12 protein-coding genes are annotated in these 13,957 nt (G+C 70.0%); 10 read left to right on the top strand and 2 right to left on the bottom strand.

Annotated elements, in window-relative coordinates:
* The first annotated feature begins 12 nt into the window (after positions 1-12).
* The 9 genes from MCHT01_RS15420 to MCHT01_RS15380 all read left to right on the top strand — a co-directional run bounded on the left by MCHT01_RS15420 (position 13) and on the right by MCHT01_RS15380 (position 8,159).
* Positions 13-906: an ABC transporter permease subunit gene (locus MCHT01_RS15420; RefSeq protein WP_067066251.1), complete on the top strand. Its 894-nt coding sequence runs from the start codon at positions 13-15 to the stop codon at positions 904-906.
* On the top strand, positions 906-1,850 hold the full coding sequence (locus MCHT01_RS15415) for an ABC transporter ATP-binding protein (protein WP_067066224.1): 945 nt from the start codon (positions 906-908) through the stop codon (positions 1,848-1,850). Before MCHT01_RS15420 ends, MCHT01_RS15415 begins: the two co-directional genes overlap by 1 nt.
* The gene (locus MCHT01_RS15410; protein ID WP_067066223.1) at positions 1,847-2,848 is read left to right on the top strand and encodes a dipeptide ABC transporter ATP-binding protein; all 1,002 of its coding nucleotides are present in this window, start codon (positions 1,847-1,849) and stop codon (positions 2,846-2,848) included. The genes MCHT01_RS15415 and MCHT01_RS15410 overlap by 4 nt, the downstream gene beginning before the upstream one ends.
* A gap of 232 nt (positions 2,849-3,080) precedes the next feature.
* Positions 3,081-3,332: a type II toxin-antitoxin system Phd/YefM family antitoxin gene (locus MCHT01_RS15405; protein WP_067066222.1), complete on the top strand. Its 252-nt coding sequence runs from the start codon at positions 3,081-3,083 to the stop codon at positions 3,330-3,332.
* Positions 3,322-3,690 (top strand): type II toxin-antitoxin system RelE family toxin, encoded by a 369-nt coding sequence (locus tag MCHT01_RS15400; RefSeq protein ID WP_067066221.1) that lies wholly within the window; start codon positions 3,322-3,324, stop codon positions 3,688-3,690. The genes MCHT01_RS15405 and MCHT01_RS15400 overlap by 11 nt, the downstream gene beginning before the upstream one ends.
* Positions 3,691-3,773: 83 nt before the next feature.
* Complete coding sequence (locus MCHT01_RS15395) at positions 3,774-5,372, top strand: ABC transporter substrate-binding protein (protein ID WP_067066220.1); 1,599 nt, start codon at positions 3,774-3,776, stop codon at positions 5,370-5,372.
* A gap of 2 nt (positions 5,373-5,374) precedes the next feature.
* Positions 5,375-6,277 carry a LysR family transcriptional regulator gene (locus tag MCHT01_RS15390; RefSeq protein ID WP_067066219.1) on the top strand — a complete coding sequence of 301 codons (903 nt, stop codon included), beginning with the start codon at positions 5,375-5,377 and terminating at the stop codon, positions 6,275-6,277.
* A gap of 37 nt (positions 6,278-6,314) precedes the next feature.
* A complete protein-coding gene (locus tag MCHT01_RS15385) occupies positions 6,315-6,971 on the top strand; it encodes a M15 family metallopeptidase (RefSeq protein WP_084452715.1) in 657 nt (218 codons plus the stop codon).
* A 108-nt stretch (positions 6,972-7,079) separates the two neighbouring features.
* Positions 7,080-8,159 carry a S66 peptidase family protein gene (locus tag MCHT01_RS15380; RefSeq protein WP_067066218.1) on the top strand — a complete coding sequence of 360 codons (1,080 nt, stop codon included), beginning with the start codon at positions 7,080-7,082 and terminating at the stop codon, positions 8,157-8,159.
* Between the two features lie 183 nt (positions 8,160-8,342).
* Here the strand turns inward: MCHT01_RS15380 and dacB are convergent, their stop codons facing one another.
* Together dacB and MCHT01_RS15370 are read right to left on the bottom strand one after the other, a co-directional pair.
* Positions 8,343-9,779 (bottom strand): D-alanyl-D-alanine carboxypeptidase/D-alanyl-D-alanine endopeptidase, encoded by a 1,437-nt coding sequence (gene dacB / locus MCHT01_RS15375; protein WP_067066217.1) that lies wholly within the window; start codon positions 9,777-9,779, stop codon positions 8,343-8,345.
* Positions 9,776-10,723 (bottom strand): ornithine cyclodeaminase family protein, encoded by a 948-nt coding sequence (locus MCHT01_RS15370; RefSeq protein WP_067066216.1) that lies wholly within the window; start codon positions 10,721-10,723, stop codon positions 9,776-9,778. The genes dacB and MCHT01_RS15370 overlap by 4 nt, the downstream gene beginning before the upstream one ends.
* Before the next feature lie 229 nt (positions 10,724-10,952).
* Here MCHT01_RS15370 and MCHT01_RS15365 point away from each other — a divergent pair, with 229 nt between their 5' ends.
* Positions 10,953-13,862: a TonB-dependent receptor domain-containing protein gene (locus MCHT01_RS15365; protein WP_067066215.1), complete on the top strand. Its 2,910-nt coding sequence runs from the start codon at positions 10,953-10,955 to the stop codon at positions 13,860-13,862.
* Positions 13,863-13,957 lie beyond the last annotated feature (95 nt).

Genomic DNA, 13,957 nt, shown 5'->3' with positions numbered 1-13,957 from the left:
GCGGCGGCCCCGATGCCCACAGCGATCGCCCCGATCTCGCCCCCCGGCCCGCTGGCCGAGTTCTGGCGGGGTTTCAGCGCCAACCGTGGCGCCCTGGTCGCGCTGATCGTGTTCACGCTGCTGGCGCTGGCCGCGCTGTTCGCGCCGCTGATCGCGCCCCACGATCCCGTGCATCAGTACCGCGACGCGATGCTCACCCCGCCGATCTGGATGGAGGGTGGCCAGGCGCGCTTCCTGCTCGGCACCGACGAACTCGGCCGCGACCTGCTCTCGCGCCTGCTCCACGGCGCGCGCGTGTCGCTGGGCATCGGGCTGGCGTCGGTGGTGCTGTCGCTGATCCCCGGCGTGCTGCTGGGGCTGCTGGCGGCCTTCCATCAACGGCTGCTCGCGCCCGTGGTGATGCGGGTGATGGACGTGATGCTCGCGCTGCCCGGCCTGCTCCTGGCGATCTGCGTGATCACGGTGCTGGGTCCGGGCCTGATGAACACGGTGATCGCGATCGCCGTGGGCTCGCTGCCCGAGTACGTCCGGCTGACCCGCGCCGCGGCGCTGGCCGAGCTCGGCAAGGACTACGTCACGGCGAGCCGCGTGGCCGGCGCGTCGACCTGGCGGCTGATGTTCTCGGCGGTGCTGCCCAATTGCCTGGCCCCGCTGATCGTCAACGCGTCGCTGAGCTTCTCGGCGGCCATCCTCGAGGCCGCGGGCCTGGGCTTCCTGGGCCTGGGCGTGCAGGCGCCGATGGCCGAGTGGGGCACGATGCTCTCGTCGGCGCGCGACTACATCGTGCGCGCGCCCTGGGTGGTGACGCTGCCGGGTCTGGCGATCCTGCTGTCGGTGCTGAGCGTCAACCTGATGGGCGACGGTCTGCGCGACGCGCTCGATCCGCGTCTGAAGAAGGTGTCGTGATGCTGGAGATCCGCGATCTGCGCGTGCGCTTCGGCGCGTTCCCCGCGGTGGACGGCGTCGACCTGGACGTCGCCGCGGGCGAGGTGCTGGGCATCGTCGGCGAGTCCGGCTCCGGCAAGTCGGTCAGCATGATGGCGCTGATGGGCCTCGTCGATCCGCCCGGTCAGGTGAGCGCCGCCGCGCTGCGCGTGAACGGCCAGGACCTGCTGACCCTGGACGCCGCGCGACGCCGCAAGCTGGTCGGCCGCGACGTGGCCATGGTGTTCCAGGACGCGCTGGCCAGCCTCAACCCGAGCTACACGGTGGGCTACCAGATCGAGGAGGTGCTGCGCGCCCACCTCGGCCTGCGCGGCGCCGCGGCGCGCCGGCGCGCGCTGGAGCTGCTCGCGCAGGTCGAGATCCCCGACGCGCCGAATCGCCTGAAGGCCTATCCGCACGAGCTGTCCGGCGGCATGAACCAGCGGGTCATGATCGCGCTGGCGATCGCGTGCTCGCCCAAGCTGCTGATCGCCGACGAGCCGACCACCGCGCTGGACGTGACCATCCAGGCGCAGATCATGGACCTGCTGCTGCGCCTGCAGCGCGAGCAGGGCATGGCGCTGGTGATGATCACGCACGACCTGGCGGTGGTGGCGGAGATGGCGCAGCGCGTCGCCGTCGTGTACGCGGGCCAGGTGGTGGAGACCGGCGCGTTGCCCGATGTCTTCGAGCATCCGAAGCACCCGTACACCGCGGCGCTGCTGGCCGCGATCCCCGAGCACAACCGCGGCGCGCGGCGCTTGCAGGCGCTGCCGGGCATCGTGCCGGGCGCGGTGGACCGGCCGACGGGCTGCCTGCTCTCGCCGCGCTGCCCGCGCGTGCAGGCGCGCTGCCGCGCCGAGCGCCCGGCCGTCGTCGACGGCGTGCGCTGCTTCTATCCGTTGATCGAGGAGGCCGTCGCATGAGCGCCGCGCAGGACAAGGCCGTGGCAGGCGCCGGAGGCGCGGCCGAGGACACGCCGCTGCTGCGGGCGCGCGATCTGGCGCGCCACTACGCGGTGAGCCGCGGCTGGTTCGCGGCCAAGGCGACGGTGAAGGCGCTGGATGGCGTGAGCTTCGAGCTGCGCGCCGGCAGGACGCTGGCGGTGGTGGGCGAGTCCGGCTGCGGCAAGTCGACCCTCGCGCGCGCGCTGACCCTGATCGAGACACCGACCTCGGGCGAGCTGCTGATCCACGGCCAGGACGCCTCGGACGCGAGCGCGCGCAAGGCCCTGCGGCGCGACGTGCAGATGGTGTTCCAGAACCCGTATGCGGCGCTGAATCCGCGCAAGACCATCGCGTCGACGCTGGCCGAGCCGCTGGTCATCAACACCCGCTTGAGCCGCGCGGAGCGGCAGGAGCGCGTCGAGGCGCTGGCCGCGAAGGTCGGGCTGCGGATGGAGCACCTGCGGCGCTACCCGCACATGTTCTCGGGCGGACAGCGTCAGCGCATCGCGATCGCGCGGGCGATGGTGCTGCAGCCCGGCATCGTGGTGGCGGACGAGCCGACGTCGGCGCTGGACCTGTCGATCCAGGCGCAGATCCTCAACCTCTTCATGGATCTGCAGGAGGAGTTCCGCACCGGCTACGTGTTCATCTCGCACAACCTGGCGGTGGTGGAGCACGTGGCGGACGAGGTGCTGGTGATGTACCTGGGCCGCGTGGTCGAGCGCGGCGAGAAGCGTCAGCTCTTCGCGCGTCCGCTGCATCCGTACACGCAAGCCTTGATCAGCGCGACGCCGGCACTGCGGCCGGCGGATCGCCGCGCGCGCATCCGCATCCACGGGGAGTTGCCGAGCCCGCTCAAGCCGCCGACGGGATGCGCCTTCCATCAGCGCTGCCCGATGGCCGTCCCGCGCTGCGCGCAAGTCCGCCCCGAGCTGCGCGAGGTCGACGGGCGGATGGTGGCCTGCGACCTGGTGTGAACGGTGGCCCGCCGCAGATTGCGGTGGGGACAGCCCTCGCTCCAGGTCAGTATTTCGACTGGTCCGAGTCATTGCGAGCGTGGACGCGACGACGTGAAATGACGCCTCTCTCAACGCTGGAGGCGCCTCCATGCCGTATCGCGCACCCGAGTTCCCCATGCCCACCGGGAGCCGTCCGTTCCGGCCGGCCCCACACTCGCCACCCATAATCGACTCGCCCTCTGGAGCCGACATGGACGCGAACAACGACGAACTGGCTGTCAGCATTTCTGCCTTCAAGAAGCAGACCGAGACGATTCTGAAAGAGGCCAACCATCGGCCGATCGCCGTCCTCCGCCATGGAGCGCCGGCCTTCTTCGTGATGGACCCGCTGCTCTATGCGGCGATCATGGAAGACCTCGCGGACCAGCCCGTCTATCAGAAGACCATCGAACGACTGGCCAACGCCTCCCACCTCGTCGAGGTCGACATCGATGACCTCTGACGACGCCCCATCTGGTCGAAGGCGCTACCGCCTTCGCTTCTTCCCGGCAGCCTGGGACGAGTGGCTCGCGCTCGATGGTTCGGTGCGGAAGACGCTGAAGCTGCATTTGGAGAAGCGGCTGATCAACCCTCATCGACCAGGGTCAGTCCTCAACGCCGAGCTGGTCGGCCTCTACAAGATCAAGTTGCTGCGCCAAGGCATCCGGCTGATCTACAGCGTCAATGACGGACTGCTCCTCCTGATCGTCTTCAGCATCGGCAAGCGCGAGGACGCGGCGGCCTACAGGAGCGCGCTCGTCCGGCTCAAGCAAGCGAGGGACAAGGACCAAGGCTCGGGACTGGGGGCCTTGCCCGCATAACCCGGTGTTATGGTCCAACCCGCCCATTTCAGTTGTGACCGTGGAGCCCGCGTTTCGACAATGCGCTGGCTTGCCTCCCCCCGATGCGTCCTGCCCTCCACCACTCCCTGGCCGCCCTGCTGGCCATCGCGTTCTCGACCGCCTTCGCCGCCGGCACCGCCGCGCCGAAGCCGCTGGTCTACTGCACCGACGCCAGCCCCGAGGGCTTCGATCCGGGGTTATGGGATTCGGCCAGCACCAACAACGTCAACAACCAGATGTTCCAGGGCCTGGTCCGCTTCGAGCGGGGCGGCACGGCGCTGCAACCCGCGCTCGCGACGAGCTGGACCATCAGCCCCGACGCCCGCGAGTTCACCTTCACGCTGAGGCCCGGCGTCCATTTCCACACCCGGCCCTGGTTCACGCCCACGCGTGACTTCAACGCCGACGACGTGCTCTTCACCTTCGGCCGCTTCCTGGACCGCGAGCACCCGTTCAACAAGGCCTTCCCGGCCAACTTCATCTATCCGCAGAACCTCGGCCTGGCCAAGGCCATCGCGAAGATGGAGAAGCTGGACGACCACACCGTCCGCTTCACGCTGACCCAGCCCAACGTCACCTTCGTCACCTGGTTCGCGATGGCCTTCGCCGGCATCCAGTCGGCGGAGTACGGCGCCCAGCTGCTGCGCGAGGGCAAGGCCGCGCAGATCAACCGGCTGCCCATCGGCACCGGCCCCTATCGCTTCCGCAGCTACGCCAAGGACGACGTCGTCCGCATGGAAGCCAATCCCGACTACTGGGGCGCGCCGCAACGCACGCGGAAGCTGATCTTCACCATCAGCCGCGAGGCTCCCGTCCGCGTCCAGAAGCTGCTGGCCGGCGAGTGCCAGATCACCTCGCCGCTGCGCGACATCGACGTCGCCGCCATCGACCGCCATCCGGACCGCATCCAGCTCGAGAAGATCCAGGCGCTCAACATCTCCTATCTCTCCTTCAACCTGCGCAAGCCGCCCACCGACAACCGGCTGGTGCGCGAGGCGCTGGACATCGCGATCGACCGCGACGCGATCTTCCGCGCGCTGTTCCCGCGCGGTGACGCGATGCAGGCGGTGAACCCCTTCCCGCCCGCGATCCCCGGCTACAACAAGGCCATCAGGAACGAGTTCAACCCCGAGCGCGCGAAGCGCCTGCTCGCCCAGGCCGGTTTCCCCAACGGCCTGGACATCGACCTCTGGGCCCTGCCCGTCACCCGGCCGACCAACCCCAACGGCCAGCTGATGGCGCAGCTGATCCAGCAGGACTGGGCCCGCATCGGCGTGCGCGCGCAGATCCGCACCTACGAATGGGGCGAGTACCTCAAGCGCGCCAACGCGGGCGAGCACTCGGTCTACATGAGCGGCTGGGCCGGCGATAGCGGCGACGCCGACGACTTCCTGACGCCCAACCTCAGCTGCGCGACCAACAAGTCCGGCGTGAAGTTCTGCAACCAGGAGTTCGAGCGCCTGATCGACGCCGCCCGCGCCACGCCCGACCAGGCCAAGCGCAACGCCCTGTACGAAAAGGCCCAGGAGATCTTCAAGCGCGAGCGCCCGTGGATCACGATGGCACACTCGACGGTCTACATCCCCACCAGCAAGGACCTGCGCGGCTTCCGCATGCAGCCCAACGGGGGGGTGGTCTTCGAGAACGTCTATCGCGAGTGACCATGCGGCTCCGACACATTGAAGTCTTCCACGCGATCATGCAGGCCGGCACGATCAGCGGCGCGGCGCAGTTGCTGCACATCTCGCAGCCGGCCGTGACGAAGGTGCTGCAGCACTGCGAGCTCCAGCTCGGCATGCCGCTGTTCGACCGCGTCCGCGGCAAGCTCTATCCGACCCCCGAGGCGCAGCGGCTCTTCGTCGAGATCGACAAGCTCAACCGCGACCTGGTCGCGATCCGGCGCCTCGCGGCCAACCTGCGCAGCGGCGAATCCGAATCGCTGCGCCTGATGGCCACGCCGACGCTGGGGGCCTCGGTGATCCCCGCCGCGATGACGCACTGGGCGCAGGCCTTCCCCCGCAGCCGCTGCCAGCTCAGCACCAACCACACCCGGGAGATCGTCTCCGCGCTGCTCCTGGGCGAGGCCGACCTGGCCCTGTCGCTGCACGATCCGCGCCATCCCGGCATCAAGGCCGAGGCGCTGGCCACCGGCACCATGATGGCGCTGTGCCCGCTGCACAGCCCCGAGGCGCAGGGCAGCGGCCCGCTGCCGCTGGAGGAGATCCAGTCCGAGCTGATCGCCATGGCCGAGGACGATCCCATCGGCCACATGCTGCACAACGCCAGCGAGGCCGAAGGCCGTCACCTGGACAGCCGCATCACCGTGCAGACCTACCAGCTCGCCCGCGCGCTGGTGGAGGCGGGTGTCGGCATGACCGTCGTCGATCCGTTCACGGCCGCGTCGGCCGACCGCAGCCGCGTCAAGGTGCGGCCGCTGGCGCCGGCGATGAGCATCCAGCTCTACCTGCTGACCTCGGCCAGCGCCCCGCTCGCGCAAGCGGCGCGGCGCCTGGTCAACTACCTGCGCGACGCCGCGCGGGCCAACCTCGAGAGCCTCGACGACTGACCGGTCGCGGCGCTCCCGTCCCATCGCTCCATCTGCCATGCCCACGCCGGACGCCGCCGCTTCTCCCCTCGATCTCCTCGCCTCGCCCGCGCCCATCCCCTGCGAGGAGATCGCCGCGCATCCCGAGTTCCGCGCGCTGCTGACCATCCCCGGCATCGCGGTGGACCTGCGCTACGCGACACCGGACAACTTCGTCGGCCGCGCCGTCTACGGCGGTCTCGACTGCGCCTACCTCCGGCGCGAGTCCGCCGACGCGGTCGAGCAGGCCGCCGCCTGGCTGGCCCGCCACTGCCCCGGCGTGACGCTGGTGGTGCTGGACGCGCTGCGGCCGCAGCGGGTGCAGGAGGCCTTGTGGGCCGAGCTCGAAGGCACGCCGCTGACCCGATACCTGGCGCACCCGGCGCGGCGCTCCATCCATTCCTTCGGGATGGCCGTCGACGTGACGCTGCTCGATGCCGACGGGCGCGAGCTCGACATGGGCACCGGCTTCGACGAGATGACGCCCGCGTCGCACCCTGAATTCGAGGCCGAGCAACTGGCCTCGGGCGGGCTGACCGCCGAGCAGCTCCGGCACCGCGGCTGGCTGCGCGCGGCGATGCGGCAGGCCGGCTTCCAGACCATCAGCACCGAGTGGTGGCACTTCGATTTCGGCGACCGCGACCAGGTCCGCCGCAGCTTGCCCCTGGTGCTCTGACGCGTCCGGGCGGCGGCGTCACGGCCGCGCCGCCGGCCCGACGTCGGCGCGTCGAGCCGGCCCCCTCGCATGCCACCGAACGAATTCGCACGACCTCCCGGAGACCTCATGACCGCTTCCCGCCGCCTGATCCTCACCGGTGCCGCCACCGCCGCGGCCAGCGCGCTGACCGCCGCCTTGCCCGCCCAGGCGCAGAGCGCCGCGCCCTCGCGCGACGCCCGCCCCGGCGCGGCGCCCGAGCCCTTGCGCGCGCGCCGCCTGAAGGCCGGCGACACGATCGGCCTGGTCAGCCCGGCCAACGCCACCTACGAGCGCGAGCCGCTGGAAATCGCGGTCGAGTCCCTGCGATCGCTGGGCTTCAAGGTCAAGCTGGGCCAGCACGTGCGCGGCCGCTACGGCCAGTTCGGCGGCACCGACCTGGAGCGCGCCGCCGACATCAACGACTTCTTCGCCGACGACGAGGTGGCCGGGATCATCGCGCTGACGGGCGGCTCGGGCAGCAACCGCATCGTCGACAAGCTGAACTACGCGCTGATCCGTCGCAAGCCCAAGTTCTTCGGCGGCTTCTCCGACCTGACCAGCCTGGTCAACGCCATCCAGAAGCAGACCGGCCTCATCACCTTCCATTGCCCGGTGGCGGGCTCGGACTGGAACGAGTTCTCGCTGCAGCACTTCAAGTCCGTGGTGATGGACGCGCAGCCCGATCTGTTGCAGAACCCGCCCTTCACCGGCGGGCCCGGCGTGGTGCAGCGCGAGGACCGCATCAGCACGCTGCGCGCGGGCGTCGCGCGCGGTCCGCTGGTGGGGGGCAATCTGGCGGTGCTGAGCTCGCTGGCGGGCTCGGCCTACTTCCCCGACACGCGGGGCGCGATCCTCTTCCTGGAGGAGATCAACGAGTACATCTACCGCGTCGATCGCATGCTGTCGACGCTGCGCCTGTGCGGCGCGCTCGATCAGCTGGCGGGGGTGGTGCTGGGCAAGTTCACCAAGTGCGAGCCTGGCGACGGCTACGGCACGCTGACCCTGGACGAGGTCTTCGACGACTACTTCCTGCCGCTGAACGTGCCGGTCTATCGCGGCGCGATGATCGGGCACATCAAGCGCAAGTTCACCGTGCCGGTGGGACAGGCGGCGGAGATGGACGCGAGCGCGGGGACGATCAGGCTGCTGTCGGCGGCGGTGGTGTGAGGGAGGGCGGGGCTCGCTGCCTCACCCGACCCTCACCCCCGCCCTCTCCCACTCCGTGGGCGAGGGAGCCGCGAGCGCTCAGGCAGTAGCGTTATGAAATCCCGAGCGGCACTGAAGCCCCTCGCCCACGGAGTGGGAGAGGGGTGGGGGTGAGGGCCGGGTGAGGCAGCGAGCCTCCATCCTTCACTGACGCGCCACCCAGTCGATCAGCGCATCCACCGCCGGCCGCGCCTTCATGGCGTTGTCGTCATTGACCAGCACGACCACGATCCAGGTCTTGCCCTTCGCGTCGGGCACGTAGCCGGCCAGCGCCACGGCGTCGCGCAGCGTGCCGGTCTTCAGGCGAGCGCGGCCCTCGGCGGCCGTGCCCTTCATGCGCCGGACCAGCGTCCCATCCACGCCCGCCACCGGCAGCGTGGCCAGCAGCTCCGGCCCGTGCGCGCCGCGTTGCGACGCCAGCAGCACCGCCGCGAGCTGCGAGGCCGTGATGCGCTCGAGGCGAGTCAGGCCCGAGCCGTTGTCCAGCACCAGCCCGGTCGCGTCGATCTGATGCTCCGCGAACCAGGCCCGCACCACGCGACCCGCCGCGACCTGCGAGTCCTCGCCCGGCTGGGCCGCCGAGGCGCCCAGCCGCTTGAAGATCAGCCGTGCCAGCGCGTTGTCCGAGGACTTCATCACCGGCCGGAGCATCTCCGCCAGCGGCCGGTCCCGGTGCTGCGCGAGCACGCGCGCGCCCTCGGGCGCCGTGCCCTCGCGGATCTCGCCCGACAGCGTGCCGCCCAGCGAGGTCCACAGCTGGCGCAGCGCCTGCGCGGCCAGCCATTGCCGGTCCAGCACGTTCAGCGCTTGCGTCACCTGGCAGCCGCGCGGGAACTCGCCCTGCAGCGACAGGCGCCCCGCCCCGCCCGGCAGGGGCTCGAAGCGCGGCGGCTTCCAGCCATCCTCCCAGTCCTTGCAGGGGCGGTCGACCAGGGTCATCGACGAGCCGTCGATCGTCAGACCGCCGAACTGCGGGAAGGGCCGCGCGGTGACCCCGCGGGCGTCGGACGCGAGGTCGAACTGCAGCAGGTTGCCGTTCAGCTGCAGCGCGTCCGGGATGACGTTGTAGGGGAACTCGGGCTGCGAATCGAAGTCGGCCACGCCCAGCTCCGGGCGCGAAGGCAGGAACAGCGCGCGGTCGACGATGACGCCGCCGGCCAGCTCGCGCAGGCCGTGGCGCTCGCGCAGCTCGCGCAGCATCAGCCACAGCGCGGGCCAGTCGAGGTCGGCGTCGCCGTTGCCCTTGAGCACCAGCGGGCCGTCGAGCCGGCCGTCGCGGATCTCGCCCGCCGCCAGCAGCTCGGTATGGCCGCGGCTGTTGGGCCCGAGCTTGTCCAGCGCGACCACCGCGGTGATGGTCTTCATCGTCGACGCGGGCTGCATCAGCTGGTCGGCGTTCAGGCGCAGGCCGGTGCCCGGCGCATCGATCGGGAAGGCGACGACCGCGATCGACGACAGCGGCACGCCCGAGGGCTTGAGCGCCTCGGCCATCGGCGCCGGCGGCTCGTGACCGAGGCTGGCGCAGCCGCTCAGCGCGGCCATCGCGGTCAGCGTCAGCGCGACCAGCAGACGGCGCTTCATGCGCGTTCTCCGGTGGCGTTCTCGCCGGCCTGCACGCCGCGCCAGACCAGCGCCGCCAGCGCCACGTCCTCCAGCCCGATGCCGACGCTCTTGTAGACCACGATGTCGGTGGCCGAGGGCCGGTGATCCGCCGCCAGCAGCTCGCCCAGTTCCTTGAGCCGCTCCGGCGCGATCACGCCCGGCGCGGCCCGGACCAGCTCGCCGGCCTCGGCCTGCGCGGCGGTCTTCCATTCGACGACCACGGCCGCGGCGCGCGACAACAAGGTGTCGTCGAGCTCGCGGGCGATGGGCTTGCTCGATCCGACCGCGCAGACCAGCGTGCCGGGCCGCACCCGAGCGCCGTCGAACAGCGGCTCGGTGGCGCGGGTGCAGGTGGCGATCACGTCGGACTCGGCGACGACGCGGGCCGCCTCGGCGGCCTCGACCGGGACGCCGAACTCGGCCGACCAGCGGGCCGCGACGGCGGCGGCGTCGGTGCGGGCGCAGAGCAGGACGCGCGTGAAGCGGCGCACCGACAGCAGCGCCTCGACATGGGCCTGCGCCTGCACGCCCGAGCCGAACACGCCCAGCACCGTGACGTCGGGACGCGACAGCGCGTCCACCGCCAGCGCGGTGGTGAGCGAGGTGCGCACGCGCGTGAGCTCGTTGGCCTCGACCGTGGCCAGCGGACGACCGGTCGCGGTGTCGAAGAGATTGACGACGAACTGGAACTTGCCGCTCAAGGTCGCGTAGACCTTGGTGCCGAGCAGGTCCGGCAGCACCGCGCCCATCGCGCTGACCATGGGCGCGCCCGGCGCTTGCGCGAGCGCGGCGCGGCTGCGCGCGAGCACCGCGGCCTGGCCGCGCGCGAAGTGGAGGAAGGACTCGCGCAACGCCGCGAGCTGGGCCGGCCGGCGGGCCGGGGTCAGGTGTTCACGCACCTGCGCTTCGGAGATCAATCGCATGGGTGGAAATGTATATTCGCGCCCCCGCTGCATTCCCGCAGGTTATACGCGCGCGACAAGCATTCATCGTGGCCTGCGCAACAAATGGGTGACGGCCCTATGACGAGGAAATCGTCTCGTGCTTGATCATCGTTCACAGCTCGCAACACAGTGGTCGCAATGCCGACCATGTCCCGTGTCGTTGGAGGCGTTCCAGGGACGCCCCGGATCGTTTAACAAGGAGAAGGTCGTGAAATTGAATCAACTCGCCCGCTGTCTCGTCGTGGTGGGTCTGGGCGCCCACGCGGCGGCCTGGTCGCAGGAGGTCCAGAAGATCGAGCGGGTGGAGATCACCGGTTCGAGCATCAAGCGCATCCAGGACGAGGGCGCGCTGCCGATCCAGACGATCTCGCGCAAGGACCTGGACCGCCAGGGCATCGTCTCCGCGGAGCAGCTGATCGCCTCGCTGTCGTCCAACGGCAATGGCCTGGACAACCTGGCCGCCAACGCCGACGTGGTCTCGGGCCAGTCCCGCGGCAACAACGGCGCGACCTCCGCCAACCTGCGCCTGCAGGGCGCCAACGCCACGCTGATCCTGCTGAACGGCCGCCGCATCGCGGCCCACGGCCTGAACGGCGGCGTGGTCGACCTGAACCAGATCCCGATGGCCGCCATCGAGCGCGTCGAAGTGCTCAAGGACGGCGCCTCGTCGACCTACGGCACCGACGCCGTCGGCGGCGTCATCAACTTCATCCTGCGCAAGGACTACCAGGGCCTGCAGGCCAGCGCCTTCACCGACGTGACCGAGCATGGCGGCGGCGCCATCTCCCGCGGCTCGCTGACGGGCGGCGTCGGCAACATCGACAAGGACGGCTTCAACCTGCTGGCGGTCCTGTCGGTGACGCAGAACAAGCGCCTGGACGGCTCGCAGCGCGACTTCGTCAACAGCTTCCAGCCCGAGCGCGGCCTGTCCCCCGACACCCGCGGCACGCCCTTCGCCACGCTGTTCCTGCCCACCACCAGCGGCACGACCATCCGCAACGTGCTGAGCCGCCCGGGCTCCAACGCCAACACCGGCCCGCTGTACAACGGCGCGACCATCAGCAACGTCAACATCCTGGACCTGCCCGGCCAGGCCGGCTGCGCCTCGCAGCCCGGCATGGACGCGTACGCGGAGAAGCTGTGGAACTCGGCGGCCGCGTCGCCGGCCAACCAGTTCGGCTGCGCCTGGGACACCGGCCGCGCCGCGGTCATCCAGCAGCCGGTCAAGAACACCAACCTGGTCACGCGCGGCCAGCTCAAGCTGGGCGAGCACATGCTGACCGGCGAGGTGCTGCTGGGCAAGTCGGAATCGACCAAGTTCTTCTCGCCCAACCAGATCAGCAGCGCCGCGTCGACCTCGACGCTCGGCCTGCCCAACGGCACGACGGTGCGCAACCCGTTCGCCGACCTGGCCTACCCGTCCACCGGCGCGGGCTACCAGCGCGTGTTCGACGCGCTGGTCAAGCAGTTCCCGTCGCTGGCCGGCAACCAGGGCCTGCCGATGACCTTCCGCTGGCGCTGCATGGAATGCGGCGAGCGCGAGATCGGCACCGACACCGACACCGGCCGCTACCTGCTGAGCATGGACGGTCCGATTCCCTTCCTGAAGGACTGGGACTACAAGGCCGGCGCCTCGCACGCCTTCAGCAAGAGCACCTCGACGCTGGGCAGCGGCTACCAGAACTACGTCGGCCTGGCCAACCTGATCAACACCGGCGTGCTGAACCCGTTCCTGCTGGCGGGTGAATCGCAGAGCCCGGCCGCGCTGGCGGCGCTGAACGCGATCTCGGCGGCCGGCACCCAGCTCTACGGCGGCAAGTACACGACGGACGAGTTCGACGCGACCGCGTCGGGTCCGCTGTTCAAGCTGCCCGCGGGTGACGTGATGGGCGCGGTGGGCGTGGACTACCGGATCGAGAAGTACAACTTCGACGGCAACAACACGGTCAACACCAACGACATCAACACCTGGGTCTACAACGCGCCGTTCGACAACGTGAACGCGTTGAGCGGCGTCAAGCGCAAGGTGGGCGCGGTCTTCGGCGAGACCATCATTCCGGTGCTGAAGAACCTCGACCTGAACCTGTCGGTGCGCTACGACAAGTACACCGGCTTCGGCAGCACGACCAACCCGAAGGCGTCGATCCGCTACCAGCCCTTCCAGAGCCTGGTGGTGCGCGGCTCCTACAGCACCGGCTTCCGGGTGCCGACCTTCAACCAGCTGTTCAACGGCGTGACGCAGTCGCCGTACACCGGCGCGGGCGTGCCGGATCCGTCGACCTGCCCGGCCAACGTGGTGAGCAACGCGCCGGGCTGCCAGGCGATCACCTTCGACACACTGTTCGGCGGCAAGGCGGACCTGAAGCCGGAAGAGTCCAAGATGTCCAACATCGGCTTCGTGTGGCAGCCCTCGCCCGCGTACAGCATGAGCGTGGACCTGTGGGACATCCGTCGTGACGGCCAGATCCAGAGCCTGACGCTGACGCAGATCCTGAACAACTACCAGCTGTTCCCGCAGGCCTTCCTGCGCGACAACAACGGGGTGCTGCGGATCGTGGACACGCGCTGGATCAACACCGGCGAGACCCGCACCCGCGGCCTGGAACTGTCGATGCGCGGCACCACGCCGCTGAACGGCGGCCGCCTGTCTGCCGGCCTGGACGGCACCTACCTGCTGGCGAAGAAGTCCAAGCTGCTGGACAACGTGGCCTTCGGCCCGAGCGAGGTGGGTCAGTTCACGCGCTCGAGCGACCTGGGTCTGCGCTGGAAGCACAGCGCCTACGTGACCTACTCGTATGGCGACTGGGCGTGGACGCTGCGTCAGCAGTACTCGTCGGGCTACTACGGCTACGTCCCGCCGGGCGTGGCGAACGGCAACGCCTCGGCGCCGCTGTTCGACCCCTGGGTCAAGCCGTACTACCTGCACCACGTGAGCGTCGCCTACACGGGCGTCAAGAACCTGACGATCACGGCGGGCATCAAGAACATCTTCGACCAGGACCCGCCGTTCGCGAACAGCTACGACAGCAACACCGGTTCGGGCAGCTCGTGGGAGCCGCGCGTGGCCGACCCGCGTGGCCGCTCGTTCACCCTGGGCGTGGACTACAAGTTCTTCTGATCCCGACCCGCCCGCCGCTCACGCGGCGGGACCTCGGAAACGACAAGGCCCGCCGGGACACCGGCGGGCCTTTTTTCTTGGGCCGAAGCGCATGT

Origin of the sequence: Mitsuaria chitosanitabida ATCC BAA-476 = NBRC 102408 (assembly GCF_001598255.1) — a bacterium.
Taxonomy (GTDB): domain Bacteria; phylum Pseudomonadota; class Gammaproteobacteria; order Burkholderiales; family Burkholderiaceae_C; genus Roseateles; species Roseateles chitosanitabidus.
This window is presented reverse-complemented; position numbering and strand designations above follow the sequence as displayed.

What these genes read in the sequence shown, in the direction of transcription:
- MCHT01_RS15420 (WP_067066251.1), top strand. Translation starts at nt 13, where the DNA reads ATGCCCACAGCGATCGCCCCGATCTCGCCCCCCGGCCCGCTGGCCGAG.
- MCHT01_RS15415 (WP_067066224.1), top strand. Translation starts at nt 906, where the DNA reads ATGCTGGAGATCCGCGATCTGCGCGTGCGCTTCGGCGCGTTCCCCGCG.
- MCHT01_RS15410 (WP_067066223.1), top strand. Translation starts at nt 1,847, where the DNA reads ATGAGCGCCGCGCAGGACAAGGCCGTGGCAGGCGCCGGAGGCGCGGCC.
- MCHT01_RS15405 (WP_067066222.1), top strand. Translation starts at nt 3,081, where the DNA reads ATGGACGCGAACAACGACGAACTGGCTGTCAGCATTTCTGCCTTCAAG.
- MCHT01_RS15400 (WP_067066221.1), top strand. Translation starts at nt 3,322, where the DNA reads ATGACCTCTGACGACGCCCCATCTGGTCGAAGGCGCTACCGCCTTCGC.
- MCHT01_RS15395 (WP_067066220.1), top strand. Translation starts at nt 3,774, where the DNA reads ATGCGTCCTGCCCTCCACCACTCCCTGGCCGCCCTGCTGGCCATCGCG.
- MCHT01_RS15390 (WP_067066219.1), top strand. Translation starts at nt 5,375, where the DNA reads ATGCGGCTCCGACACATTGAAGTCTTCCACGCGATCATGCAGGCCGGC.
- MCHT01_RS15385 (WP_084452715.1), top strand. Translation starts at nt 6,315, where the DNA reads ATGCCCACGCCGGACGCCGCCGCTTCTCCCCTCGATCTCCTCGCCTCG.
- MCHT01_RS15380 (WP_067066218.1), top strand. Translation starts at nt 7,080, where the DNA reads ATGACCGCTTCCCGCCGCCTGATCCTCACCGGTGCCGCCACCGCCGCG.
- dacB (WP_067066217.1), bottom strand. Translation starts at nt 9,779, where the DNA reads ATGAAGCGCCGTCTGCTGGTCGCGCTGACGCTGACCGCGATGGCCGCG.
- MCHT01_RS15370 (WP_067066216.1), bottom strand. Translation starts at nt 10,723, where the DNA reads ATGCGATTGATCTCCGAAGCGCAGGTGCGTGAACACCTGACCCCGGCC.